A 23,328-nucleotide genomic window follows, 5' to 3' on the forward strand; every position below is an offset into this window, starting at 1 on the left:
AGGAAACCATGTCCAAAAAAATGCATATCCAGCTGACCGTAAACGGCGAGGCGCAGGAATTTCTGGCCGAACCGCGCGAGCTGTTGATCCACACCCTGCGGGAACGGTTGAACATCACCGGTCCTCATATCGGCTGCGAGACCTCTCACTGCGGGGCCTGCACCGTCACCCTGAACGGCAAATCCGTGAAGTCCTGCACTGTTTTCGTCGCCCAAGCGGACGGCGCAGAAATCACCACCATCGAAGGCCTTGGCAATCCGGACAAACTGCACGTGCTGCAAGAGGCATTCAAAGAGCACCACGGATTGCAGTGCGGGTTCTGTACACCAGGTATGATCACCCGAGCGTCGAAACTGCTTGAGGAAAACCCCAGCCCCACTGAGGAAGAGGTCCGGTTTGGCATGGCAGGCAATATCTGCCGATGCACAGGCTACCAGAACATCGTGAAATCCATCCTCGCTGCTGCGGCAGAGATGAGCGCATCCAAGGAGGCCGCGGAATGAAGGACGATGCAGGAGTTACACGCGAGCAACGCGTCGAAGCGCTGGGTGGCATGGGCTGCAAGCGCAAGCGCGTCGAGGATGCCCGTTTCACACAGGGCAAAGGCAACTACGTTGACGACATCAAAATGCCGGGGATGCTGTTCGGGGACTTTGTCCGCTCGCCCTATGCCCATGCGCGGATCAAGTCTATCGACACATCGGCTGCACTCGCCTTGGACGGGGTCGTTGCGGTTCTGACTGCGGACGATCTGAGGCCCTTGGGTCTGCACTGGATGCCGACCTTGGCAGGCGACAAGCAGATGGTTCTGGCCGACGGCAAGGTTCTGTTCCAAGGCCAAGAGGTTGCCTATGTGGTGGCCAAGGACCGCTACATCGCAGCCGACGCGGTCGAACTGATCGACGTGGACTACGAAGAACTGCCTGTGATTGTCGATCCGTTTGAATCGATGAAATCGGACACCGTTCTGCGCGAGGATCTGGTGGCAGAGGACGGCTCGCTTCCCGACGGCGCTCACGGCCCGCGCAAACATCACAACCACATCTTCACGTGGGAAGTCGGCGAGAAAGAAGCCACCAGCCAAGTCATCGACAGCGCTCAGGTCGTCGCCGAAGAGACCATGTACTACCACCGCACGCACCCGTGCCCGCTGGAAACCTGCGGCTGTGTGGCCTCGATGGACAAGGTGAACGGCAAGCTGACCCTCTATGGCACGTTCCAAGCACCGCACGCGATCCGGACGGTCGTCAGCCTGATTTCGGGCATCGAAGAGCACAACATCCGCGTCATCTCGCCTGATATCGGCGGGGGCTTTGGCAACAAGGTCGGCGCGTATCCCGGCTACGTTTGTTCGGTCGTTGCTTCGATCGTCACCGGCGTTCCGGTGAAGTGGGTCGAAGACCGGATGGAAAACCTGATGACCACCGCCTTTGCCCGCGACTACTGGATGAAGGGCAAAATCTCGGCTACGCCCGAAGGCAAGATCACCGGCCTGTGGTGCGAAGTGACCGCGGACCACGGCGGCTTTGACGCTTGCGCTGACCCGACGAAGTTCCCCGCAGGTTTCATGAATATCTGCACGGGCTCGTATGACATCCCAACCGCCTATCTGGCTGTTGACGGTGTCTACACCAACAAAGCGCCGGGCGGGGTCAGCTACCGCTGTTCCTTCCGCGTGACAGAAGCGGTGTACTTCATCGAGCGGATGATCGAAGTGCTGGCGATCGAGATGAACATGGACGCCGCAGAGCTGCGCCGGATCAACTTCATCAAGAAAGAGCAGTTCCCCTACCAGTCCGCACTCGGTTGGGAATACGATAGCGGCGACTACCACACCGCTTGGGACAAGGCCCTGAAGGCCGTCGACTACGAAGGCCTACGAACCGAGCAGGCCCAACGGGTAGAGGACTTCAAAACTGGAAAAACACGCAAGCTGATGGGCGTCGGCCTGTCCTTCTTTACCGAGATCGTCGGAGCAGGTCCGGTCAAGAACTGCGATATCCTGGGCCTCGGTATGTTCGACAGTTGCGAAATTCGCATCCATCCCACCGGATCGGCGATCGCACGTTTAGGCACCATCTCTCAGGGGCAGGGGCATGCCACCACGTTTGCCCAAATCCTCGCGAGCGAAATTGGTCTGCCTGCGGACAGCATCACCATCGAAGAGGGCGACACCGACACCGCGCCCTATGGCTTGGGAACCTATGGCTCGCGGTCTACTCCTGTGGCTGGGGCCGCAACCGCCATGGCGGGTCGGAAGATCCGTGCCAAGGCGCAGATGATCGCGGCCTATCTGCTCGAGGTGCATGACGACGACGTAGAGTTCGACGTGGACCGCTTTGTCGTCAAAGGCGCGCCCGAGAAGTTCAAGACCATGAAGGAGATCGCCTTTGCGGCCTACAATCAGGCCATTCCGGGGATCGAGCCGGGCCTAGAGGCCGTCAGCTACTACGATCCGCCGAACATGACCTACCCGTTTGGCGCCTATATCTGCGTGATGGACATTGACGTGGACACGGGCGAGGTCGATATCCGCCGGTTCTATGCATTGGATGACTGCGGCACCCGCATCAACCCGATGATCATCGAAGGGCAGGTCCATGGCGGTCTGACCGAGGCGCTCGCCGTCGCTCTGGGCCAAGAGATTGCCTATGACGACATGGGCAACGTCAAGACGGGCACGCTGATGGACTTCTTCCTGCCCACCGCATGGGAGGTCCCGAACTACGAGACCGACCATACCGTAACCCCGTCGCCCCATCACCCGATCGGTGCCAAGGGCGTCGGTGAAAGCCCCCACGTGGGCGGTGTTCCCTGCTTCTCGAATGCGGTGAACGATGCCTTCCGCGCCTTTGGCCTGCGGCATACCCACATGCCCCACGACCATTGGCGGATCTGGAAAACCGCCAACAAGCTAGGGCTACACGGGTAACAGAGCTTCGGTGCGTATGGCTGAGCGGCCTGTGCGCACCGATCGCCCGGGGGAGGCGTGGCCTCCCCCACAACACCGCACTCAGATTTCGAATTTCGAACGGCAAGAGGCTCCGATGAAGGACTATCGTGCGCTACAGGCCTGCCTGAAGACTTTGGGTTACGTTGCATCAGATGATCTGTCTGTTGCACTGCACTTAGCGCTGCAGCTCCAGCGCCCGCTCTTGCTCGAAGGGGCCGCAGGTGTGGGCAAAACCGAAGTCGCCCGCGTGCTATCGAAAGCCCGCGAGACACAACTGATCCGCCTGCAATGCTACGAAGGGTTGGACGCCGCGCAGGCCATATATGAATGGAACTACCAGCGACAACTCTTGGCCATCCGTGCCGCTGCCGAGCGCGGCGAAGACACCAAAGGCATCGAAGAGCGCATCTTTTCTCGGGACTATTTGTTAGAGCGCCCGTTGTTGCAGGCGATCACACAAGAGGTCTCGCCCGTCCTGCTCATTGACGAGATTGACCGCGCGGACGAGGAATTCGAAGCCTTCCTGCTTGAAATGCTGGCGGAATATCAGATCACCGTGCCCGAACTTGGCACCATTCAAGCGGTCAGCAAGCCCATCGTCATCCTGACTTCGAACGGTACCCGCGATCTGTCCGATGCCCTGCGCCGCCGCTGTCTGTTTGCCTACGTGGACTATCCCGACCGCACCACAGAGCTGGCGATCCTGAAAGCGCGTTGCGCAGGCATCGAGGACCGCTTGGCCGAGCAGATCGTCGGCTTTGTCCAAACCCTGCGCAAAGAGGATTTGGAAAAGGTTCCCGGCATCGCAGAGACACTGGACTTTGCGGCAGCGCTCATGGGCCTTGGGATCGGGGATTTGACCCGCGATCCGGCCATCTTGCAGAACACACTGACAACATTGCTCAAAACCCAATCGGATCGCGCCGCGATCCCGACCGAGGTGGCGCAACGCATCGCGGGGAAAGCTGCATGAGCCGCGTGACCCGCTTTGCCGCCCGCGATCCGGGCCCAACTGCGCGGGTGTCGGGATTCCTGGCGCATTTGCGTCACAACGGCCTGCGCCTTGGGGCCCAAGAGACCCAAGTCGCGCTGACCGCGCTCACCCATGTCGAGTCCACACAACCGTTGCTCGCTCGCGCGGCGCTCAAGGCGGTGTGCACAGGGACCAAAGACGAAGCCCAAAGATTTGACGCGCTGTTTGACTCCTACTGGATGGATATGGGCCGCGTTCGGCAGAAGGTCGTGCCCAGTGCGACTCCGCAGACGCCGCAGGACTCCATGCAGTCCTCTCGGGATGGGGTGGGCCAGGATATGTGCGGCACAGGCCAATCCACCGCACCGGACGGCGGCCACGGGGAGGCGGATCGCGATGGCGAGGGCAAGCTGATCGCAACCCAGATGCGCAATCTGTCCCGCCGCGACCTGCGCGATCTGGTCCGCCCCGAAGATATTGCTGAGGCCGAGGCTGTGGCCCGCCGTCTGGGCCTTGCGTTACGGGACAAACGATCGCGTCGCCGGATTGCAGCGCGGCGCGGCGACAGGCTTCACTTCCGCAAAACCATCCGCCGGAGCCTGTCGACCGGAGGCGAACCCTTGCGCCTGTTCCGCAAACAACGGCCCGACCGCAGCCGGAAAATCGTCGCGCTGTGCGATGTATCAGGTTCTATGGGCGTCTATGCGCAGGTCTTCCTCGCGTTTCTGGCTGGCTTGATGCGCGGGGACAGCACAGCCGATGCCTATCTGTTTCACACGCGCCTCGTGCGTATCACCGAAGCACTGCGCGACAAGGACGCCTTGCGCGCCATCGGCCGTATGTCCCTGATGGCAGACGGGTTCGGAGGTGGATCGAAAATTGGCGAGAGCCTGAACCGTTTCGCCGAGACCTATGCCCGCCGGTTTGTCGATGGTCGCAGCGTCGTGCTGATCCTGTCCGATGGGTATGACACCTCGACGCCAGACCACATTGAACAAGCCCTCGCGCGTCTGAGCAAACGGGGCTGCCGCATCATCTGGCTCAACCCTTTGAAAGGCTGGAAAGACTACCAGCCCATCGCCACCGGCATGGCCGCTGCGATGCCCTATCTCGATCTTTTTCAACCTGCCAACACGCTGGCCGATCTGGCTGCGCTCGAACCGGAGTTGACCCGCCTATGACCCCCGCAGAGATCCTTCGAACCGACCTCGCTGACGTTGCGCAGAACCTGAGATCCCGTCAGGAACCCTTTGTTTTCGCGACGATTGTGCGGACGGCTGGCACCACTGCCGCCAAACCGGGCGCCAAAGCCATTCTGGACGCCCAAGGCACGATCCTGCACGGTTTTCTCGGCGGTGGATGCACGCGCGGAGCCGTCAAACGCGCGGCGCTCGCAGCAATAGAAAGCGGTGCGCCCCGATTGATTTCGGTCACCCCAGAAGAGCAGCTGACCCAGCGCGGCGTCACCGCCGGGGCCGAGGTGGACGGGATCACCTTTGCCCGCAACGGCTGCCCATCTCGGGGGACGATCGATATTTTCATCGAGCCCATTCTGCCCATGCCTGAACTCGTTGTACTCGGCGCGTCGCCCGTCGCACAGGCATTGGCCGCACTGGCGCCTCAGTTTCACTGGTCCGTCGAAGGCGCCATGTCAAAGCCCCTAACCGTGCCGCGCATGCGCGCGATTGTTGTGGCCACCCAAGGCCAAGGCGATCTGGATGCGCTCACCGCGGCACTGAAGTCGGGGGCGAACCATGTGTCGTTCGTGGGCAGTCACAAGAAATTCGCGAGTCTCGCCGCCAAATTGATCGACGCCGGTGTGTCATCATCAATGGTGGAGCAAGTCTCGGCCCCGGCTGGCCTTGATATCGGAGCAGTCACGCCCGAGGAAATCGCGCTCTCTATCTTGGCAGAACTGATCCAGGTGCGCCGCAAGCCTATAGGGGATCAAGCCGATGCCTAAGACTGACATCTGTGCCACGTCGCAGCCCCAAACAACAGAGCGGCCAGAGCCCGAAGCGCGCGGATTGCTCGCGCGCCTTCGGAAAGTCTTTTCGATGACTGATGCGCAGGCCCGAACGCTGGCGCAGATCAAATTCCCATGCTGTTAACCAAGAGGATGATTTATGGAACTCAAAGATGAAATCAGGATCTCGGCCCCCAAGCGCGTGGTCTACGATGCCCTGCAAGACCCTAAAATCCTGAAGCAATGCATCCCCGGCTGCGAAGAGCTGATCAAGAAGTCCGATAACGAACTCGAGGCCAAGGTCGTGCTGAAAGTCGGTCCGGTCAAGGCCAAGTTCAGCGGGGATGTGACGCTGGACACCACAGGCGCGCCGGACTCGTTCTCTTTGACCGGCCAAGGCAATGGCGGCGCAGCGGGACACGCCAAGGGCGGCGCCGACGTCACATTGACGGAAGACGGAGATGAAACGATCCTGACTTACAACGCCAAGGCAGAGATCGGCGGCAAGCTCGCTCAGCTCGGCAGCCGATTGATCCAAGGGACTGCCCAGAAGCTGGCGGGCAAGTTTTTCAAATCCTTCGGCGAAGCGGTCGAAGAAGAAAAAGTCTCCTAAACCTATAGCCCTGACTTAGTCTCGCCGGATTGCCCTGCCACTTTCAACAGCGTGGCTCGGCACTTCGGAGAAGGGTTCATTGTGGCGGACCAGCATATCACAGACTTGGGAGGGTCGCTGCGGCAATCTCTTCGAAGCCCGTTTGTTTGTCTAAGGGTGCTTGCGCTAAAGCGAGTTCCGAGGTTTGATTGAGCGATTGACGAAAGAACTAGAGCGCGTTGCTCTTCATGGCATGGTATTAGCGCGGGCAAGAGGCAAAGCGAGAATACTCTCAGCCGGCGCTCTCACGTTCGGTTTTGCCAGAGACCGAAGCCCCTACTTCTTTGCCCACTTCGAAATGGGATTTGCGTGCTCTGACTCCGATAGAGATCACAAAATGCACAGTTGTTCGAAGGACCGCAGCGGTGACGCGACAGATCAATAACCTCATCGATAATTTTGGTGCTTTAGCCGCGCACCTCGCCTTCGGAAAGGTTGCTCACAGGGTACTTTTCTTCGACGGAATGCCAGCTGTGCCGCGTGTAAAGTGCGAACACAGGACTTCACATGACACTTACACGTTTTCAAAAATTCGGCCTTCTTGGCATCGCCGCAGCAGCTTCACTCGGCTGCTTCTATCTTTCTGAAATGTCGGCGCAGGGGCGCAATTTGCAGACGCCAGCTGCCCAAATTGACGTTAAACGGGACTTCAATGTGCCTCGGGCTGACGCGCAGACAGATGCGATTATCACGGCGGCGAACGCGTTTCTAGACACGCTAAACACAGAACAACGCGCGGCGGCAGTTTTCGACTTTGCGGACAACACTCAGCGCGCAAACTGGTCTAATTTTCCGGATGGGCCAGTCATGCGTCAGGGGGTAATGCGCGGCAATATGAGCGAAACGCAACTTGATGCCCTCAACACTCTGCTGCGCACCGCCCTAAGCGAAGAGGGCTACCAAAACGTCTTGTACCAGTTGGCCGCAGAGGAGAGTTTGGAGAACGGCCCGAGTGAGCCGAATTTTGGAGACGACTTCTACTACGTCTCCTTTCTAGGCGAACCTGCTTTGGACGTGCCTTGGATGTTCCAGTTTGGCGGTCACCACCTTGCAATCAATGTCACAGTGTTTGGGCCGGACCTCACCTTTTCTCCGATGCTGACAGGCGGTGAACCGCTGCGCATCAACATGAACGACGAAACCGTCTATATCACGGAAAAGGAAACCACAGCCGCAGCCGCTCTGATCCACAGCTTGAGCGATGCCCAGAAGAAAGAGGCGATCCGCAGCGACAAAGCGATCAACCTGTTGCTGGGGCCAGGCGAGTTTGGAACAACCCTCGCCCCCGAAGGTGTCAAAGGGAGCGATCTAACCGATTCACAACGGGCGCTCCTCATGGATGTGATCAAGGCCCGATTGGGGTTCATCAACGCAGATGACTTTGCGGCCAAGATGGCTGTAGTTGGGTCACAACTAGATGACACCTACTTTGGCTGGTGGGGACCAGAAGCCCCCCTTGGCGCAGCATATTTCCGAGTGACAGGGCCGTCAGTCGTGATGGAGTACGCCCCGCAAGACTTGGACGCGGACCCGACCAACCATGCGCACAACATGTATCGTGACCCGCAGAATGACTACGGGACCATGTGGATTGCGGCAGAATGAAATGGCTCTGTCTCGTCGCTGCAGCAGGCCTGAGCGGCCCACTTGCAGCTCATCCGCACAGCAGCGTGGACCAGCAGGTGCATCTTGCGGTCGGGACCGATCATGCAGAAGTCACCATCCGCATCATCCCAGCGGCAACCGAGGGCGACCTGACGCGCGAGGTTCTAGATCTGGACCAAGACGGCGAATTGGACAGCGCCGAAGCACGAGTGTTTCTAGACACCGTGCTCGCAGCTCTGGAAATTTCATGGAACACCCAGCCGATCACTCTTGTCGATCCACAGATCCGCGCCGCCCCGTTGGAGCGATTGGAGGCAGGGCAGGGGCAAATCGAGATAACTGCCACCTTGTCTGTGACGGCGGAAATGGAAACCATTCACTTGAGCATGACGTATGATGGGCTTGGGGCGGAATGGCTCATCCAACCCTATTATTTCGAAGACCTGCGAGAGGGGCCTTTGCCCCGGATCCTGCGGTTCGAGGATAGCAACCGGATCGAGGTGCGCTCCACCCATTAGGCAGAGCGCGGGACCGCAGGACCATCTACGATCATCATCGGACATCCGCGAGAGCACCGCTCAACACGGCTTTCAATCCCGTAGATCTGGCTGATCAAGGCTGGTGTTAGAACCTCGAGCGCGGGGCCGCTGGCCAGAATGCGTCCCTGGGACAGGGCTATCGCCGTCTCGCATGCGCGCATCACTTGGTTCAGGTCGTGGAGCGCGAGGATCATCACCGCGCCTGTTTCGGCAGCATAACTGCGCAGGGCCTCCAGAACCTCGTACTGACGATAAAGGTCCAGCGCCGAGGTCGGTTCATCCATGAGCACAACCTTGGGGCGTGTCACCAGAGTTTGTGCGATGGACACGGCTTGCCGCTGCCCACCGGACAGTTCTGGCAACTGACGCTCGGCCAGATGAGCGATCCCAAAACGTTGAAGGACACTGTCCACCGACGCCAATTCAGAGGCCGACAGACGCCACCCGCCCGCTCCTTGTTTCAAGGCCAGAATAATTGACTCGTAGACAGTCAGCGCCGCCGTCATAGCCGTATCTTGGGGCATATAGCGCAGATCATCCTTGGTCGCGCCCGTCAGCCGGACCGCGCCCGTCCCGCGCATTTGCCCTGCGATCCGGCGAAACAGGGTTGATTTCCCCGCGGCGTTGGCCCCGACCAAGGCTGTCAGAACGCCGCCCTTCAATGCGGGCGTCGACGCATCCTCTAGGATAGTGCGGCGGCCGTAGCGCGCCCCGATCTGATCAAGCGTCAGAGTTACCATGATTTGCGTCCTTTGGTCATGATAAGCGCCGCAAAGAACGGAACGCCGACAAGTGCAGTGATGATCCCGATCGGCAGCACAGCACCGGGCAGGATAGCCTTGGACAAGACAGAGGTCGCCGACAGGATCGCGGCGCCCGAGAGCATGGCACCCGGAAGGAAGAAACGCTGATCCTCTCCGAGCAAGAGTCGCGCCACGTGCGGCCCAACAATGCCAATGAACCCGATTGTCCCGACAAAGCTGACAGGGACTGCGGCCAGCAAAGAGACCAGAAACAGTGTCTCTAGACGCAATCGTTTGACCGGAACACCCATCGCGGCAGCGCGCGTCTCGCCTAGACGTACAGCGGTCAAGGCCCATGCGCGTCGAGCAAAAAGCGGGGCGCAAACCGCAAGAATTATGGCGGTGACAGCCACTTTGCCCCAAGTGGCCTTGGTCAGGCTGCCCATGGTCCAGAACACCACCGCAGACAGCGCTTGCTCGGACGCGAAATACTGCAACAACGCCAACGCAGCGTTGAAACTAAAGACCAGCGCAATACCAAGCAGGATGATCGTTTCGACCGTGACGCCCCGCAAGGTGCTGAGCCCAAAAATCAGAAGCGACGCGGCCATTGCCATGGCAAAGGCATTGATCGGCACCATCAGCGCAATTGCGGCGGGAAAGAGGGCAACCCCTAGTACCATCGCAATCGCCGCCCCAAAACTGGCCGCCGCAGACAGACCCAAAGTAAACGGGCTGGCCAAAGGGTTCGCCAAAATGGTCTGCATCTGGGCCCCCGCCAACGACAGGCTCGCTCCGACGGTCACAGCCAGCAAGGCCATGGGCATGCGGATATCCCAGATGACCACACGCATTTGCAGGTCAGCCGATGACGGCATGAAAAGCGTGCGCAATACATCCGGCAAAGGATAACGGGCGGGCCCCAGTGAGACGTCCACAGCTACGGACAACACCAGCAAAGCCAAGAGCCCGCCAAGGACGGCAATCCTACGGGCTGTCAAAGTGCGGTAGCTCTTGGCGTTCTCGGAAGAAGACATCAGGCTCAGAGCGGTCATTCAGACCTCCAGAAAAGAGGGCGGCTCGCAAGCCGCCCTTTGAGATTAGTTGGTTGCGGCGGTGGGCAGCGAGACCCAGTAACCGAGGTGGTAATCCACCGGCAGAAAGCGCTCGTGCAGCTCAACCAGCGTGGCTTCGGGGTCGAGATCCGCGAACAGTTCTGGGTGGATCCAAGTGGCCAGACGCTGAACCGCTACAAAGCTGTAGGGGTTGTTGTAGAATTGATGCCAAATGGCGTGGACATCGCCAGTCTCGACCGCTTTGACGCCGGTGAAAGCGGGGCGCTCCATCAGTTTGGCCAGTTTGGTCTGCGCAACTTCGATGTTAGACCCGGGCCCTACGCCGATCCAGTTACCACCAGGCACATAGGCATCCCAGTTACCACCGGTCACGACGATCTGATCGGGGTTCGACGCGATCACCTGCTCAGCGTTCACGGTGCCAAAGGTGCCAGGGATAAAGGGCTTGGCCATATTCTCGCCGCCCGCCAGCTCAACAAAGGTACCGAAGTTGCCGTTGCCAAAGGACATGCAGCAGTCTTCGGAATAGCCTCCAGCGCGTTCAACAAACACTACAGGGCGTTCCAGATCAGACTGCGCCTCGATCACGTCAGTCACGCGGGCCAGTTGCTCAGCGTAAAAGCCGTTGAACTCCGCGGCGCGCTCGTCTTTGCCAAAGAGCTTGCCAATGATCTCCATTGAGGACGCGGTATGCTCGAACGGCTTCTCGCGGAAGTCGACATAGACAATCGGAATACCGACTTTGGCCAGCTTCTCCTCATAGCCCGCCTCGTCGGTCGCGGCCTTGGCTTCGAGGTTCATGATCATCACGTCGGGGTTCAAAGAAACCGCCTGCTCGATGTCAAAGGTACCATCTTTGAACCCACCAAAGGTCGGAATATCAACCAGTTCAGGGAACTTCGCAGCGTAAAGATCGTAGCTCTCGGGCGAGGCTTGGCGGAAATCATCGCGCCAGCCCACCACGCGCTCGAACGGGTTTTCCCCGTCCAGAACAGCAGCAAAGAAAATCTGGCGGCCTTCACCAAGGATGACCCGTTCAACCGGACCATCAACAGTTACATCCCGGCCTGCGATATCAGTCACCGTGATCGGCTCGGCCAGAGCAAAACCTGCGGAAAAAAGGGTCAGCGCACCTGCGCCAAGCATCAATCGGAACGTCATGTCAGCATCCTTGGAAATCGAAACTAATGACCGGATAAAAAACCCGACCATTTTCGTCAAGTTAAAGTTGACAAAAATAGTCACATTACGGATTTGACATACGAAACAGATTTGAGACGGACAAAGACATGGTAGCTTCGAACCGCGACATTCGGGATGAAATCAAGGAATACTGGTCTGACCGCGCCGCCACCTTTGATCAAGATCCGGGGCATCGCATTCAAGACGGCCCAGAGATGCGGGCGTGGCGCGGCCTGTTCACGCGCCATCTAGGTCCCGCACAGGGACGCCGGTTGCTGGATCTTGCATCCGGCACAGGAGAAATCGCGCGGCTGTGCTGCGATATGGGGTTTAATGTCACCGGCCTTGATTGGGCAGAGCCAATGCTTGCACTGGCGCGCACCAAATTGCCCGATGTCACTTTTATTCAAGCGGATGCAGAGCGCACGATGCTGCCCACGGCCAGCTTTGATGTGATCGTCACGCGGCATCTGATCTGGACGCTGGTTGATCCCGCTGCCGCATTCACTGAATGGCATAGACTGCTTTTGCCCGGCGGGCAGCTAGTGGTGGTCGACGGCGACTTCGTGTCCCGAAACTGGTGGACGCGCTGGCTGTCGCCAGCCAAGGCGCCCACCCCCAGCACCACGCGCCATCAGTCGATCCTACGCCGCGTGCACTTCTCTGATGGTGCGCGGTCCGATGCCGTTGCGGACCTCATACGCGACGCCGGCTTCGAGAAGATTGAGATTGATACGAACCTGAGCGCGATACACTTGGCCCAAGCCCGTCAATTGGGATGGCGCAAGGGGCTTCTGCGGCAATCGGAACATCGATACGCGATAGCAGCGCGCAAGCCCTGAGCCTTTCGAAACCAAAGTGTTTTGCTTATCTTTGGCTCACTTCGCGCACAGTTTGGCAGCGTTTCACCGTTTTATCTTAGGCGAAATTCGAAAATTATTGACTACATGGTCAAAAAGCGGCGTCCTAGACACAAGGTCTACCGAGGAAACGCCATGTCAGAGAAGCTCAAAACACACTTCACAGGGCTCGAGTTCGTCAATCCGTTCATCTTGGCCTCTGCGCCACCGACGGAAAGCAAACGTAAAATCCTGAAGGCGTTCGAGGCCGGATGGGGCGGCGTTGTGACAAAAACCATCGGCCTGCATCCGGTCGAAAATGTAGCCGGCCCCAAGACGATCTACCAGCGCGCAAGCGACGAGAAACCTTATGTGTCGCGCTACAAACGCCCTGATACCGTCTCGCACTCGTCTTGGAATTGGGAACTGATTTCCGACCAGCCGCTAGAGCAGTGGCTGCCCGATCTCGAAGAAATCAAAAGCACGTATCCCGACCGTATGCTGATTGGCTCGATCATGGCAGGCGCGGGCAGTGACGAAGAAATGGCGAACTGGCAGAAACTGGCCAGAGCCTGCGTGGACGCCGGTTGCGACGCGCTAGAGCTTAACATGTCGTGCCCCCACATGGACCGCAAAGACATGGGCGCGAACATCGCCAACGATGAGGACATCATCCGCTCGGTCCTCAAGGCCGTAACATCCGCCGTGAGCGTGCCGATCTGGGTAAAACTGACGCCATCGACCTCGACCCTCGTCGATGCGGCGGGTGCAGCTTACGAGGCGGGCGCATCGTCAATTTCCTTGTGCAACACCTTCCCGTCCTTGCCGCTGATGGACCCTGAAACCATGAAGTTTGAGGTCGAGGTCGACGGCTTGGTGACATCAGGTGGCCTTGGAGGTCTCGCCATTTTGCACCAAGCGCTGCAACGCGTGTCCGACATCTCTCGCGCCTATCCTGATGGGGCGATTTCGGGCATCGGTGGCATCAAAGGATTCCGAGAAGCATTTAACTTCATCGTTCACGGTGCGGGCAATCTGCAGGTCTGCACCGCCGCGATGGAAGAAAAGGGAAGCGGCGGTGTTGGGGTTCAGTTGATCAAAGAGCTAACCACTGATCTGACCGACTACCTGGATCGCAAGGGGTATTCCTCGATCGAGGAATTCCGCGGCATTGCCCGCGAGCGGATCGTCGAACATGCTCAAGTCCGCCGCAAAAGCGAGACTTACAACGGCGGCTACGCTCAGTCGGCCTAACTTGGATAAACCTAAACGGCAGAGCCTTCAGGCGATCCTGCGGCTCTGTCCCGCAAAATTTCACAAAATTCCAAGGCCACTGGCTGCAAGGGTTCTTTGCGCCGCGTGACGAGCCCAAAGCCCGAGAGCCGGATTTCCGGCCTGATGTCTATCACGGTAAATAGGCCTGCTTTTTGGTGCGCTTGAACCACGGCTTCGGGCAAGAGTGCAACGGCGTTCGACTCTTGTACCAAGTTCAAGATGAGCAGGATCGAAGAGCACTCGATGAAATCCGCAGGGCGTTGCAGGCCGGCTCGGTCGAATGCCGCATCCAGCACCTGCCGCGAAGGATTGCTGGCGGGCTGCAGGGCCCACACGCAATTCTGCAAATCGCGCAGCCGCTGCGCACCGGTCGCCGTTTTGTGACCTGCACGGGCCACCACGACCAAGCGCTCTTCGGCCAAGGGCTCAAAGGCAAATACGGTCTTGTGGCGGTCGGCGCTAAAGCGCCCCACAGCGAGGTCCAGCCGTCCCGCCTCTAACTCTGCTAGAATACCGTCGCTGGTCTCTCCGTGCAGCTCCACCAAGAGTTGAGGACGGCGAGCTTTGATTTCCGCGACGGCGCGGGCGACCAGATCCGGTGCTGCGCCTGTGATCGCTCCAACGGAGAGACGGCCGTAGCCACCTTCGCGGCGAGCCGAGAATTCGTCGGAAAACCGTTTAAGGCGAGAAAGTTGCATCCGTGCATTGGCCACAGCGAACTGTCCCAAGGGCGTTGGCGTCAGACCTCGGGGGCCACGCTCGAACAAACTGGCCTGAAAAATCTCTTCGACGTCGCGCAGCATTTTGGAAGCTGTCGATTGCGTCATGTTCAGAGCCTCGGCGGCGCTGTGGGTCGTACCGTGATCAGACAGTGTCACGATTAACGAAAGATGTCGGACCTTTAGGCTGGCGGTGATGTCTCGATCCAGATCGAAACTCCTCCTTACAGGGCGGCCAGAGCAATCGCGTTTCGCGGTCGCAGAGCCGGATTTATTCATTGGAACGTTATCACCGCGCTAGATAGCGTCAACGGCGGAGGAGGTCCGGGGAGGGCTTTGGACATAGGTGACGCCACGCAACCTGTTGGTTTCAGGCCGAACCATTCCAGCTTTCACTGGCATTTCACTGAGCAGGCCCAATCGCCCCTCAGTTGATCCAGAAAATTTGAGGAGGAGATTCATGAAATTCCCTACAACCGTCATGGCGTCGGCCATGGCGCTTGCAACTTTTGCTAGTGCCGCATGGGCCGAGTTTCCCGAGCGCCCGATTCAAATGATCGTCCCGTGGGGGGCAGGGGGCGGCACAGACGCCGTTGGACGTCTGCTTGGCGCCGAGATCCAGAAAGAGTTGGGGGTTCCGGTCAACGTCGTAAATCGCACCGGCGGGTCTGGCGTGGTCGGCCACAGCGCAATCGCAAACGCTGACCCAGATGGCTACACTATCGGGATCATGACGATCGAGATTGATATGATGCATTGGCAGGGCCTAACGGACCTGACCTACGAGGACTACGATATCCTCGCCATTGTTAACTCTGATCCTGGTGGCGTGATGGTGTCTGCGGATGCAGGCTATGACAGCGTCGAAGCGCTGCTAGAGGACATCAAATCCCAACCCGCAGGCACGTTCAAAGCGTCAGGCACCGGCCAAGGTGGCATCTGGCATGTGGGTCTGGCCGGCTGGCTCTTGTCCGAAGATTTGGCACCCGACTACGTAACCTTTGTCCCCAGCCAAGGGGCAGCACCGGGCCTGACCGACATGGTCGCGGGCGGGGTGGACATTGTGCCGTCGTCGCTGGCCGAGGGCCGCTCCATGATCGACGCAAACCGCGTGGTTCCTTTGGCGAGCATGTCAGCAGAGCGTCAGAACGCCTTTCCCGATGTTCCGACCCTGGCGGAAACCACAGGATCGGACTGGACCGTCGCCGTGTGGCGTGCGGTTGCGGCGCCTGACGGGCTACCTGATGATGTCAAAACCAAGCTAATGGACGCCGTCGAAACTGCCTACAATTCCGAAGAGTACCAGACCTTTATGAAGGACCGCGGTTTTGGCCTGCGGTGGGCGCGCGGCGATGAGGCCACTCAAATTGTAGCCGACGACGATGCCGCCTTTGGCGAAGTGATGAAGGCCGCTGGATTGGCTGCGGAATAACCGTTCATGAAAACACATCGCGGCCGGAGGGTTAGACAGCCCTTTGGCCCTTTGCCCGTGTTACGGGGCCGCACATGAGGACAGCAGAATGCGCGTAACGGACTTGACCCTAGGGCTATTGACCCTGCTTGGGGGCATCGCGATCTATATTTCGGCATTGGGGTTCAAGGCCATCCCCGGACAGGCCTACGGAGCGGGCACCATGCCCCGTGCCATCGCACTGGTGACCGTACTGACTGGGATATTCCTGATCTTCAAAGCCGCTTTGGCAGGCGAACGGGTGCCCGGCCTTGTGTTGGCGGACTGGACGAGGCAGCGCGGCCCGATGGCGCGAGCGGCTTCTGTCTTGGTCCTGATTGTCGTCTATATCATGATCTCGCCAATCGTCGGCTTTCTGCCCACGGCCTTTGTGGTGATGGTGCTGGCGATGCTGGTCCTGCGGGTCCGACTGCTGATAGCCGCGCCCGTCGCGTTGGTGGCCGCGATCGCCATCCAACAGAGCTTTGGCAAGCTGCTGCTTGTGCCTTTGCCGCGCAGTTCTTTTCTGACATTTCTTTGGTGACCCCACCATGTCCATGATCCTTGAGGCCGCTGGCCTCGTTTTCCAACCCTATGTTTTGCTGGTGATCTTCGCCTCAGCGGCCTTTGGCATGTTTGTCGGAGCGATCCCTGGGCTGACCGCGACGATGGCGACTGCGCTCTTGGTGCCTGTGACGTTCTTTATGGAGCCCGTGCCCGCGATCGCCGCGATCGTGACGGCGACCGCTATGGCCATTTTCGCAGGCGACATTCCCGGCACTTTGCTGCGCATGCCAGGCACGCCTGCCAGCGCGGCCTATGTCCAAGACGCCTACGCCCTGACACGCAAGGGGCGGCCTGAAACTGCCTTAGGCGCATCGCTAGTCTTTTCCTCTCTCGGCGGCATTTTCGGGACGCTCGTTCTAATCACGGCCTCGCCTATCTTGGCCGAAGTGGCACTGAAGTTTTCGTCTTTCGAGTATTTCTGGCTGGTTGTGCTAGGCCTGTCCTGTGCGGTTTTCATCTCGCCGGGCTCTCCGGCGCGGGGCCTCATTTCGCTGTTTATCGGGCTCTTTGCGGCCACGATCGGCCTGGAAAACCCCGCAGGAGAGCCGCGTTACACCTTTGGCAACGTCGAACTCATGGGCGGTGTGCAGTTCATTCCCGCGATGATCGGCCTATTCGCAGTTTCCGAGGTGATCCGCGCCTTTATTCATCGCGGCACAGACGAAAAGCCCCCGCCAACAGGCAAGCGTGGCATCTTCCGAGAGCAAGCGCGCAATCTCACCCGCTATCCAGTGCAGGCGCTGCGCGGCAGCGTTTTGGGCACCGCCATTGGTGCCTTGCCGGGCGCAGGAGCCGATATCGCCGCTTGGATCAGCTACGCGGTATCCAAAAAATTCTCGAAAACGCCAGAAAAGTTCGGCAGCGGCCATGTCGAAGGCTTGGTCGAGTCTGGGTCATCCAATAACGGCGCGATGTCAGGCGCTTGGATCCCTGCACTCGTCTTTGGCATTCCGGGGGACTCGATTACGGCGATTGTCATTGGTGTCTTGTACATCAAAGGTATCAACCCCGGGCCGATGGTTTTCATCACGCAACCGCAGATGATTTACGCGGTGTTCATCGTGTTTCTGGTCGCAAACCTGATGATGCTGCCGCTGGGATGGCTCGCGATCAAGGGCGCACGTCAAGTGCTGTCGATCCCGCAGCGTGTACTGATGCCACTGATCCTGATGTTCTGCATGGTTGGATCGTTCGCCATCAACAATTCCGTCTTTGGTATATGGCTGATGTTTGTTTTTGGCATCATCGGATTCCTGATGGAGGAGAACGACATACCAATTGCCCCTGCGATCCTTGGTCTCGTCCTTGGACCGATGCTGGAGCAAAACTTTGTCACGTCGATGATCAAATCGGACGGCAGCTTCATCGCGTTCTTCGAACGGCCCATTGCTGCGGGACTGGGACTTTTCACCATCGCTGTTTGGTGCCTGCCGCTGATCTTGGTGCTCGTTCGCCGGAAAGCTCAGCCGAGTGGAACCCAGAGCACTCAGGGCAACTGATCGAAACCACAAGCCCTTTGGGTCCGTCCTACCCCCAACGGTGTCTTTCCAGTTTGATCAGTGAGCAACGTTGGCGCTGCAATGTGTCGTGCAGCGCCAACGTTCAATTTACTCTCAGGCAGCTGGCGCCTTGAGCAAGACTTTCAGCGCGCCTTCTTCTGCTGCGTTCCCAAATACCTCATAGGCTTCGACAATCTCGTCCAGATCAAAGCGGTGGGTGATCAGGGCTGATGGGTCGATCTGCCCCGTCTCAACCGACCGCATCAATTGCTGCATCGTGTCGGTGTTCACCAGACCCATCGAGATGCTGATGTTCTGAATCCACAACCGCTCTAAAGCGAGATCCACTTTTGTCCCATGAACGCCGATATTCGCGATCCGGCCGCCGGGCGCAATAATATCCTGACAAAGCTCAAAGGTCTTTGGGATGCCCACGGCCTCCATCGCGACATCAACGCCAACACCATCCGTCATCGCCATAATTGCTTCGGCGGCATTGCCTTCGGACACGTCAACCGCATCGGTCGCCCCGAACTGGCGGGCCAAGGACAGACGTTTTTTGTCCATATCCACCATGATGATTTTGGCCGGAGAATAGAATCCAGCGGTGAGCAGCGCCGCCATTCCGACAGGGCCAGCGCCCACAATCGCAACCATATCGCCGGGCGATACTTTGCCAGCCAGCACACCAATTTCGAAACCAGTGGGCAGGATGTCTGACAGCATCACTAAGGCCTCCTCGTCCATACCTTCGGGGATGCGGTGCAAACTGAAGTCACCATGCGGGATGCGAACATACTCTGCTTGGGTGCCATCGATCAGATGACCTAACTGCCACCCCCCGCCGTCCAGACAATGGGAATGCATGCCCTTGCGGCAGTTTCGGCAGGACCCGCAGGCGGTGATGCACGCGATCAGCACGCGATCGCCGGGTTTAAAGCCGCGAATGCCAGCACCGACTTCCTCGACCACGCCGACTCCTTCGTGGCCCAGTGTTGTGCCCGGCGCGATTGTAGGCACGTCCCCCTTGAGGATATGCAAATCCGTCCCGCAAATCGTGGTCGCGGTGACTCTGACGATCACGTCCGTGGCCGATTGGATCGTGGGTTTTGGCTTCTCGACCCATTCCTTTTGGCCAACACCATTATAAACCAAAGCCTTCATTCATCCGTCCTCCCTTGGATTGTGTCAGAGCAGGGTAGGCAGATCGTGACGGGCGGTATTGAACGTTCCCACCCCAGCCTTTGAAGGTTTCTGGCAGATGTCTGTTTCGTTCAAAGCGCCATTCAGGATCGTTCAATACCTCGTTTTGCGGCCCGATTAGCCTTGGTGATCAGCACCGGCGCCGCGGCAGAGGAGGCCGCACCGGTCGCGATGACATTCCAAGGGAGGAAGACATGACAAACAAGATTGATGCCCTGATTATTGGTGCAGGCGTTGCGGGCCTGTATCAGCTTCACCAGCTGCGCGAACTGGGCCTGACTGTTCATGGGGTCGAGGCCGGCTCTGACGTAGGCGGCACGTGGTACTGGAACCGCTATCCCGGCGCCAAGTTCGATAGCGAGAGCTACATCTATCAGTACCTGTTTGACGAAAAGCTGTACAAAGACTGGACGTGGTCCGAGCGTTTCCCCGCACAGCCTGAAATCGAGCGCTGGATGCACTACGTGACGGACAGGCTCGACCTGCGCAAGGATATCACTTTTTCATCCAAGGTCACCAAAGCGGTCTACCGCGAGGATGATGGACGTTGGACAGTCGAAACAGACACTGGCGAAACCTATGACACCCAATTCCTGATCGGATGCACAGGTATGCTGTCTGCCCCGCTGACGGACCGGTTCAAGGGTCAGGACACGTTCACAGGCCAGATCGTCCATACGGGCCGCTACCCCAAAGAAGGGCTTGATCTAGAGGGCAAGCGCGTTGGCGTGATCGGCATTGGCGCCACCGGCATTCAAGTAATCCAGACCATCGCGCCGGTCGTTGGGTCGATGACGGTCTTTGTCCGCACCCCGCAATATGTCCTGCCCATGAAGAACCCTAAATATGGCCCCGCCGAGGCCAAAGCTTATAAGGCGCGCTGGGATGAGCTGACCTCGAACCTTCCCAAGACATTCACGGGTTTCGAATACGACTTCGAACACACTTGGGCCGACTGCACCCCAGAACAGCGGCGCGCGATCCTCGAAGAAATTCATGCAGACGGATCGCTCAAGCTCTGGCTCGCCAGCTTCGCCGAGATGTTCTTTGATGAGGCCGTCTCCGAAGAGATTAGTCAGTTTGTTCGCGAAAAGATGGAAGCTCGCCTCAAGGACCCAAAACTGATCGACATTCTGGTTCCGAAAAAGGGCGATTACGGGTTCGGCACACACCGCGTCCCGCTCGAGACAAACTATCTGGAGGTCTACCTGCAGGACAACGTCCAAGCGGTGTCCGTCAAGGAAAACCCCATCGCCGAGATCGTGCCAGAAGGCGTGAAGCTAGAAGACGGCACGGTGCACGCTTTGGACGTGATCATCATGGCCGTCGGCTTTGATGCCGGGTCAGGTGCGCTGGCGCGGATCGACATTCAGGGTCGGAACGGCATGACGCTAAAGGGAGAGTGGGACAAAGACATTCGGACAACCTTGGGGCTCCAGAAATATGGGTTTCCCAACCTCTTTATGACCGGTGCCCCGCTCGCGCCGTCGGCAGCTCTGTGCAACATGACCACTTGCCTGCAACAACAGACAGAATGGATCACGGACTGCATCAGGGCAATGCGTGACAAAGGGGCCGCGGTCATCGAACCCACCGCGGAGGGCGAAGACGCATGGGTCAAGCACCATGACGAAACCGCAAACGCGACCCTAATTGCCAAGACAAACAGCTGGTACACTGGCTCTAACGTGCCCGGAAAACCCCGCCGAGTTCTTTCTTACACTGGCGGCGTTGGCACCTACCGCGCCAAGTGCCAAGAGATCGCGGACAAGGGCTACGAAGGCTTTGCCATGAGCGGCGCCCCCGAGATGGCGGAACCGGCGGAATGATCTTGCCGCTGGGGGTTCGGCGCGCCGTGACCCCCAGCCAACACTAGAGCGCTTGCCGTCGAAAGACGGCGGGCGTTTTGCCATAGGCCGCACGGAACATTCGCGTCAGGTGCGCTTGATCTGAAAATCCGCAGTCTAAGGCAATCGTCTTGATTGGATTGTGTGTGGTTGCCAGCATCTCGCGAGCCTTCTGCAGTCGGCGCGCCGTAACAAAGGCATAAGGCGGCTTGCCGAAACTGCGGCGGAACTGCCGCGCAAACAGGCAAGGTGTCAAACCCAGCACGTCCGCCATAGATTTCAAGTCTAACCCGGAGCCCAGATGCACCTCGATATAGGCGATGATCGTGCGCATCTGCGCCGTGGTCAGAGCGCCTTCGTTTCGGGGTTCAGGCGTGCGGACCTCGGCATATTGGCGCAAAAGATGCACGCAGAGCCCCCTCGCGATGCTATCGACATAAAGCGCGCCGCCGATCCCTTGAGCCGCTGCTTCTCGGGCGATCATCTCCAGCGCGTGGGTCATCACAGGATCATCAGTGCGTAAAATGTCCGCAAGAGACACTTCGGCCACGTTGCAATCCAGAACTTCGCTCGCCACCTCTGCCACGAGCGCACCGGATAGGTAGACATGGGTGACGTCGATGGGCTCTTTCCAGTTCCACGACACTTGCTGGGCCCGTGTCAGCAAAGAGGCCGCGCCAGGTCCCAAGGTTTCCTTGGTCCACCGTCCGTCAAAGCGCCGCTGCATTGGCGTCACACCGCCGCGATATCCCACCAGCATAAAGTCCTTCATCTGCGGGACGATCACGTCCTGACCCACGTAATGATAGGCGCGGCAGGCCACATTCTTCCATCCCAGACCGTCGCTGGCCAGCAGCACGCGGCCAGGCACCCAGTTGGGCAGTTCTTCGTAACTTATGTACTCGCGCAACACGCATCCTCCTCCCAAAGACATGCGAGACAGGGCGGGGGCAAGTGCGCCGCCCCCGCCAACGAGCGATCAACTGTTCCGGATCGCCTTGTAGACCGCGCTCTCGAAATCGAGATAGCCCACGAAGGAGGTCGGGTCGCCAAACGGGAGGATTTGCGTCGCCCAATAGCCGCCAACGCCTGCAGCGCGATCAATCCAGTAGAAACTGTTGGCCAACCCGGCCCAGCCGATGGCCCCAGCAGGGCGGCCTGTCGGGGCCTCTTCGGTGTTCACCATAAAGGTATAGGACCAGTCTTTTCCGAGCCCCGGAAAGAATTCAGCATCATTCGACAGTTCCGGGTTCACGCCGGGCAACATGGTGACTTTCTGCGGCGGGATCAGAGCGCCCTTGACCGCCCATTCCACAGTCTCTGGCTTCAAAACGCGGCCGTTCGGACCTGCCCCATCGTTCAGCCACATGCGGATGAATTTCATGTATTCTGGCACAGTTCCGTACAGACCATGTCCACCCATGTGCACTTCGGGATCATCCGGCAGTTCGAATTCATCCATTGGGGTCAGGGACATGTCCCCACTCCGTGCGTGGATCGTGGCAGTGCGCGCCTTCATCGCTTCGCTGCGGGTAAAAGTGATATCTTCCATGCCCAGCGGATCAAAAACGCGCTCGCGCATGACCTCGCCCAAACGCTTGCCGCGGATGCCCTCGACCACTTGACCAACCCAGTCGATATTGGTGCCGTATTCCCACTTGGTGCCCGGATCGAACAGCAGCGGCGTTTCGATGGACGCGCGGCTCCCTGTCACAATCGAGGGCTGACCATGCTCGTCGGCCATGCGCCTGTACATCTCGTTGAAGAAGTCATAGCCAAAACCCGCTGTGTGCAACATGAGCTGCCGCGTCGTGATTTCGGTCTTCGGGGCGCGCAGACGGGGGCTTCCGTCGGCGTCAAAGCCCTCCAGGACCTGCACCTGACCAAGCCAAGGCGCATATTCCTTGGCGGGGGCGTCCAGATCGAGCAGACCCTCTTCGACACATTGCAGCGCACAGGTGCCCGCAATTGCCTTGGTCGTCGAAAAGATGGCAAAGACGGCGTCCTCTGTCATGGCGTCATCCCCCAAGCGGCGCTCACCGGCACAGCCGGAATAGATGTCACGCTCGCGATCCGTCACCATCGCAACCACGCCGGGCACACGTGCGGGACCTTGGGTGACATCGCGCAGCACGGTGTCGAGCGCGGACGCCAAATCTTCGGTGTGAATATCTTTCATCTTATCCTCCCATTGAGATGAGAAGATCAGGATGCGCGTTCGCAGCGCGGCAGGCTGTCAC

Annotated in this window: 21 protein-coding genes; 14 read left to right on the plus strand and 7 right to left on the minus strand. The window is 58.9% G+C overall.

Going from position 1 to position 23,328, the window contains the following annotated elements:
• The first annotated feature begins 8 nt into the window (after positions 1–8).
• From BM225_RS15675 to BM225_RS15710, 8 genes are all read left to right on the plus strand, one after another.
• Positions 9–503, plus strand: a complete 495-nt coding sequence (locus tag BM225_RS15675; protein ID WP_092464893.1) for a (2Fe-2S)-binding protein — start codon at positions 9–11, stop codon at positions 501–503.
• Positions 500–2,932 (plus strand): aerobic carbon-monoxide dehydrogenase large subunit, encoded by a 2,433-nt coding sequence (locus BM225_RS15680; protein ID WP_092464894.1) that lies wholly within the window; start codon positions 500–502, stop codon positions 2,930–2,932. The genes BM225_RS15675 and BM225_RS15680 overlap by 4 nt, the downstream gene beginning before the upstream one ends.
• 115 nt (positions 2,933–3,047) lie before the next feature.
• Positions 3,048–3,926, plus strand: a complete 879-nt coding sequence (locus tag BM225_RS15685) for an AAA family ATPase (protein WP_092464895.1) — start codon at positions 3,048–3,050, stop codon at positions 3,924–3,926.
• Positions 3,923–5,107 (plus strand): vWA domain-containing protein, encoded by a 1,185-nt coding sequence (locus tag BM225_RS15690; protein WP_092464896.1) that lies wholly within the window; start codon positions 3,923–3,925, stop codon positions 5,105–5,107. Before BM225_RS15685 ends, BM225_RS15690 begins: the two co-directional genes overlap by 4 nt.
• Positions 5,104–5,889 carry an XdhC family protein gene (locus BM225_RS15695; RefSeq protein ID WP_092464897.1) on the plus strand — a complete coding sequence of 262 codons (786 nt, stop codon included), beginning with the start codon at positions 5,104–5,106 and terminating at the stop codon, positions 5,887–5,889. The genes BM225_RS15690 and BM225_RS15695 overlap by 4 nt, the downstream gene beginning before the upstream one ends.
• Before the next feature lie 163 nt (positions 5,890–6,052).
• On the plus strand, positions 6,053–6,505 hold the full coding sequence (locus BM225_RS15700; protein WP_072703575.1) for an SRPBCC family protein: 453 nt from the start codon (positions 6,053–6,055) through the stop codon (positions 6,503–6,505).
• Between the two features lie 546 nt (positions 6,506–7,051).
• Positions 7,052–8,149: a DUF3500 domain-containing protein gene (locus tag BM225_RS15705; RefSeq protein ID WP_092464898.1), complete on the plus strand. Its 1,098-nt coding sequence runs from the start codon at positions 7,052–7,054 to the stop codon at positions 8,147–8,149.
• The gene (locus tag BM225_RS15710; RefSeq protein ID WP_092464899.1) at positions 8,146–8,667 is read left to right on the plus strand and encodes a hypothetical protein; all 522 of its coding nucleotides are present in this window, start codon (positions 8,146–8,148) and stop codon (positions 8,665–8,667) included. The genes BM225_RS15705 and BM225_RS15710 overlap by 4 nt, the downstream gene beginning before the upstream one ends.
• On the opposite strand, the gene BM225_RS15715 is transcribed toward BM225_RS15710, so the two are convergent.
• Genes BM225_RS15715 through BM225_RS15725 form a run of 3 tightly spaced genes read right to left on the minus strand, consistent with a single transcriptional unit; the run spans position 8,664 to position 11,668 of the window.
• Positions 8,664–9,428: an ABC transporter ATP-binding protein gene (locus BM225_RS15715; protein ID WP_072703567.1), complete on the minus strand. Its 765-nt coding sequence runs from the start codon at positions 9,426–9,428 to the stop codon at positions 8,664–8,666. The genes BM225_RS15710 and BM225_RS15715 overlap by 4 nt on opposite strands.
• A complete protein-coding gene (locus BM225_RS15720) occupies positions 9,422–10,486 on the minus strand; it encodes a FecCD family ABC transporter permease (protein WP_092464900.1) in 1,065 nt (354 codons plus the stop codon). Before BM225_RS15720 ends, BM225_RS15715 begins: the two co-directional genes overlap by 7 nt.
• A gap of 45 nt (positions 10,487–10,531) precedes the next feature.
• Positions 10,532–11,668 (minus strand): ABC transporter substrate-binding protein, encoded by a 1,137-nt coding sequence (locus BM225_RS15725; RefSeq protein ID WP_092464901.1) that lies wholly within the window; start codon positions 11,666–11,668, stop codon positions 10,532–10,534.
• A 128-nt stretch (positions 11,669–11,796) separates the two neighbouring features.
• Here BM225_RS15725 and BM225_RS15730 point away from each other — a divergent pair, with 128 nt between their 5' ends.
• Both BM225_RS15730 and BM225_RS15735 read left to right on the plus strand, forming a co-directional pair.
• A complete protein-coding gene (locus BM225_RS15730; RefSeq protein WP_092464902.1) occupies positions 11,797–12,531 on the plus strand; it encodes a class I SAM-dependent methyltransferase in 735 nt (244 codons plus the stop codon).
• A gap of 153 nt (positions 12,532–12,684) precedes the next feature.
• Positions 12,685–13,782, plus strand: a complete 1,098-nt coding sequence (locus BM225_RS15735; protein WP_072703555.1) for a tRNA-dihydrouridine synthase — start codon at positions 12,685–12,687, stop codon at positions 13,780–13,782.
• Positions 13,783–13,793: 11 nt separating this feature from the next.
• Here the strand turns inward: BM225_RS15735 and BM225_RS15740 are convergent, their stop codons facing one another.
• Positions 13,794–14,801, minus strand: a complete 1,008-nt coding sequence (locus BM225_RS15740; protein ID WP_092464903.1) for a LysR family transcriptional regulator — start codon at positions 14,799–14,801, stop codon at positions 13,794–13,796.
• Positions 14,802–14,982: 181 nt separating this feature from the next.
• Between BM225_RS15740 and BM225_RS15745 the strand changes: the two genes are divergently transcribed.
• The 3 genes from BM225_RS15745 to BM225_RS15755 all read left to right on the plus strand — a co-directional run bounded on the left by BM225_RS15745 (position 14,983) and on the right by BM225_RS15755 (position 18,038).
• Complete coding sequence (locus tag BM225_RS15745; RefSeq protein WP_092464904.1) at positions 14,983–15,954, plus strand: tripartite tricarboxylate transporter substrate binding protein; 972 nt, start codon at positions 14,983–14,985, stop codon at positions 15,952–15,954.
• 88 nt (positions 15,955–16,042) lie between these two features.
• Complete coding sequence (locus tag BM225_RS15750; protein WP_092464905.1) at positions 16,043–16,516, plus strand: tripartite tricarboxylate transporter TctB family protein; 474 nt, start codon at positions 16,043–16,045, stop codon at positions 16,514–16,516.
• Between the two features lie 7 nt (positions 16,517–16,523).
• Positions 16,524–18,038 (plus strand): tripartite tricarboxylate transporter permease, encoded by a 1,515-nt coding sequence (locus BM225_RS15755; RefSeq protein WP_092464906.1) that lies wholly within the window; start codon positions 16,524–16,526, stop codon positions 18,036–18,038.
• A gap of 114 nt (positions 18,039–18,152) precedes the next feature.
• On the opposite strand, the gene BM225_RS15760 is transcribed toward BM225_RS15755, so the two are convergent.
• Positions 18,153–19,202, minus strand: a complete 1,050-nt coding sequence (locus tag BM225_RS15760) for a zinc-dependent alcohol dehydrogenase family protein (RefSeq protein WP_092464907.1) — start codon at positions 19,200–19,202, stop codon at positions 18,153–18,155.
• A gap of 233 nt (positions 19,203–19,435) precedes the next feature.
• Between BM225_RS15760 and BM225_RS15765 the strand changes: the two genes are divergently transcribed.
• Positions 19,436–21,070, plus strand: a complete 1,635-nt coding sequence (locus BM225_RS15765; protein WP_092464908.1) for a flavin-containing monooxygenase — start codon at positions 19,436–19,438, stop codon at positions 21,068–21,070.
• Positions 21,071–21,113: 43 nt separating this feature from the next.
• Here the strand turns inward: BM225_RS15765 and BM225_RS15770 are convergent, their stop codons facing one another.
• Together BM225_RS15770 and acmB are read right to left on the minus strand one after the other, a co-directional pair.
• Complete coding sequence (locus BM225_RS15770) at positions 21,114–21,998, minus strand: helix-turn-helix domain-containing protein (protein WP_092464996.1); 885 nt, start codon at positions 21,996–21,998, stop codon at positions 21,114–21,116.
• A gap of 69 nt (positions 21,999–22,067) precedes the next feature.
• On the minus strand, positions 22,068–23,267 hold the full coding sequence (acmB, locus tag BM225_RS15775; protein WP_092464909.1) for a methyl acetate hydrolase AcmB: 1,200 nt from the start codon (positions 23,265–23,267) through the stop codon (positions 22,068–22,070).
• Between the last annotated feature and the right edge of the window lie 61 nt (positions 23,268–23,328).

Source organism: Donghicola eburneus (genome assembly GCF_900115865.1).
Classification (GTDB): domain Bacteria; phylum Pseudomonadota; class Alphaproteobacteria; order Rhodobacterales; family Rhodobacteraceae; genus Donghicola; species Donghicola eburneus.

Coding starts and splice junctions, on each gene's coding strand:
- BM225_RS15675 (WP_092464893.1), top strand. CDS start 9: ATGTCCAAAAAAATGCATATCCAGCTGACCGTAAACGGCGAGGCGCAG.
- BM225_RS15680 (WP_092464894.1), top strand. CDS start 500: ATGAAGGACGATGCAGGAGTTACACGCGAGCAACGCGTCGAAGCGCTG.
- BM225_RS15685 (WP_092464895.1), top strand. CDS start 3,048: ATGAAGGACTATCGTGCGCTACAGGCCTGCCTGAAGACTTTGGGTTAC.
- BM225_RS15690 (WP_092464896.1), top strand. CDS start 3,923: ATGAGCCGCGTGACCCGCTTTGCCGCCCGCGATCCGGGCCCAACTGCG.
- BM225_RS15695 (WP_092464897.1), top strand. CDS start 5,104: ATGACCCCCGCAGAGATCCTTCGAACCGACCTCGCTGACGTTGCGCAG.
- BM225_RS15700 (WP_072703575.1), top strand. CDS start 6,053: ATGGAACTCAAAGATGAAATCAGGATCTCGGCCCCCAAGCGCGTGGTC.
- BM225_RS15705 (WP_092464898.1), top strand. CDS start 7,052: ATGACACTTACACGTTTTCAAAAATTCGGCCTTCTTGGCATCGCCGCA.
- BM225_RS15710 (WP_092464899.1), top strand. CDS start 8,146: ATGAAATGGCTCTGTCTCGTCGCTGCAGCAGGCCTGAGCGGCCCACTT.
- BM225_RS15715 (WP_072703567.1), bottom strand. CDS start 9,428: ATGGTAACTCTGACGCTTGATCAGATCGGGGCGCGCTACGGCCGCCGC.
- BM225_RS15720 (WP_092464900.1), bottom strand. CDS start 10,486: ATGACCGCTCTGAGCCTGATGTCTTCTTCCGAGAACGCCAAGAGCTAC.
- BM225_RS15725 (WP_092464901.1), bottom strand. CDS start 11,668: ATGACGTTCCGATTGATGCTTGGCGCAGGTGCGCTGACCCTTTTTTCC.
- BM225_RS15730 (WP_092464902.1), top strand. CDS start 11,797: ATGGTAGCTTCGAACCGCGACATTCGGGATGAAATCAAGGAATACTGG.
- BM225_RS15735 (WP_072703555.1), top strand. CDS start 12,685: ATGTCAGAGAAGCTCAAAACACACTTCACAGGGCTCGAGTTCGTCAAT.
- BM225_RS15740 (WP_092464903.1), bottom strand. CDS start 14,801: ATGAATAAATCCGGCTCTGCGACCGCGAAACGCGATTGCTCTGGCCGC.
- BM225_RS15745 (WP_092464904.1), top strand. CDS start 14,983: ATGAAATTCCCTACAACCGTCATGGCGTCGGCCATGGCGCTTGCAACT.
- BM225_RS15750 (WP_092464905.1), top strand. CDS start 16,043: ATGCGCGTAACGGACTTGACCCTAGGGCTATTGACCCTGCTTGGGGGC.
- BM225_RS15755 (WP_092464906.1), top strand. CDS start 16,524: ATGTCCATGATCCTTGAGGCCGCTGGCCTCGTTTTCCAACCCTATGTT.
- BM225_RS15760 (WP_092464907.1), bottom strand. CDS start 19,202: ATGAAGGCTTTGGTTTATAATGGTGTTGGCCAAAAGGAATGGGTCGAG.
- BM225_RS15765 (WP_092464908.1), top strand. CDS start 19,436: ATGACAAACAAGATTGATGCCCTGATTATTGGTGCAGGCGTTGCGGGC.
- acmB (WP_092464909.1), bottom strand. CDS start 23,267: ATGAAAGATATTCACACCGAAGATTTGGCGTCCGCGCTCGACACCGTG.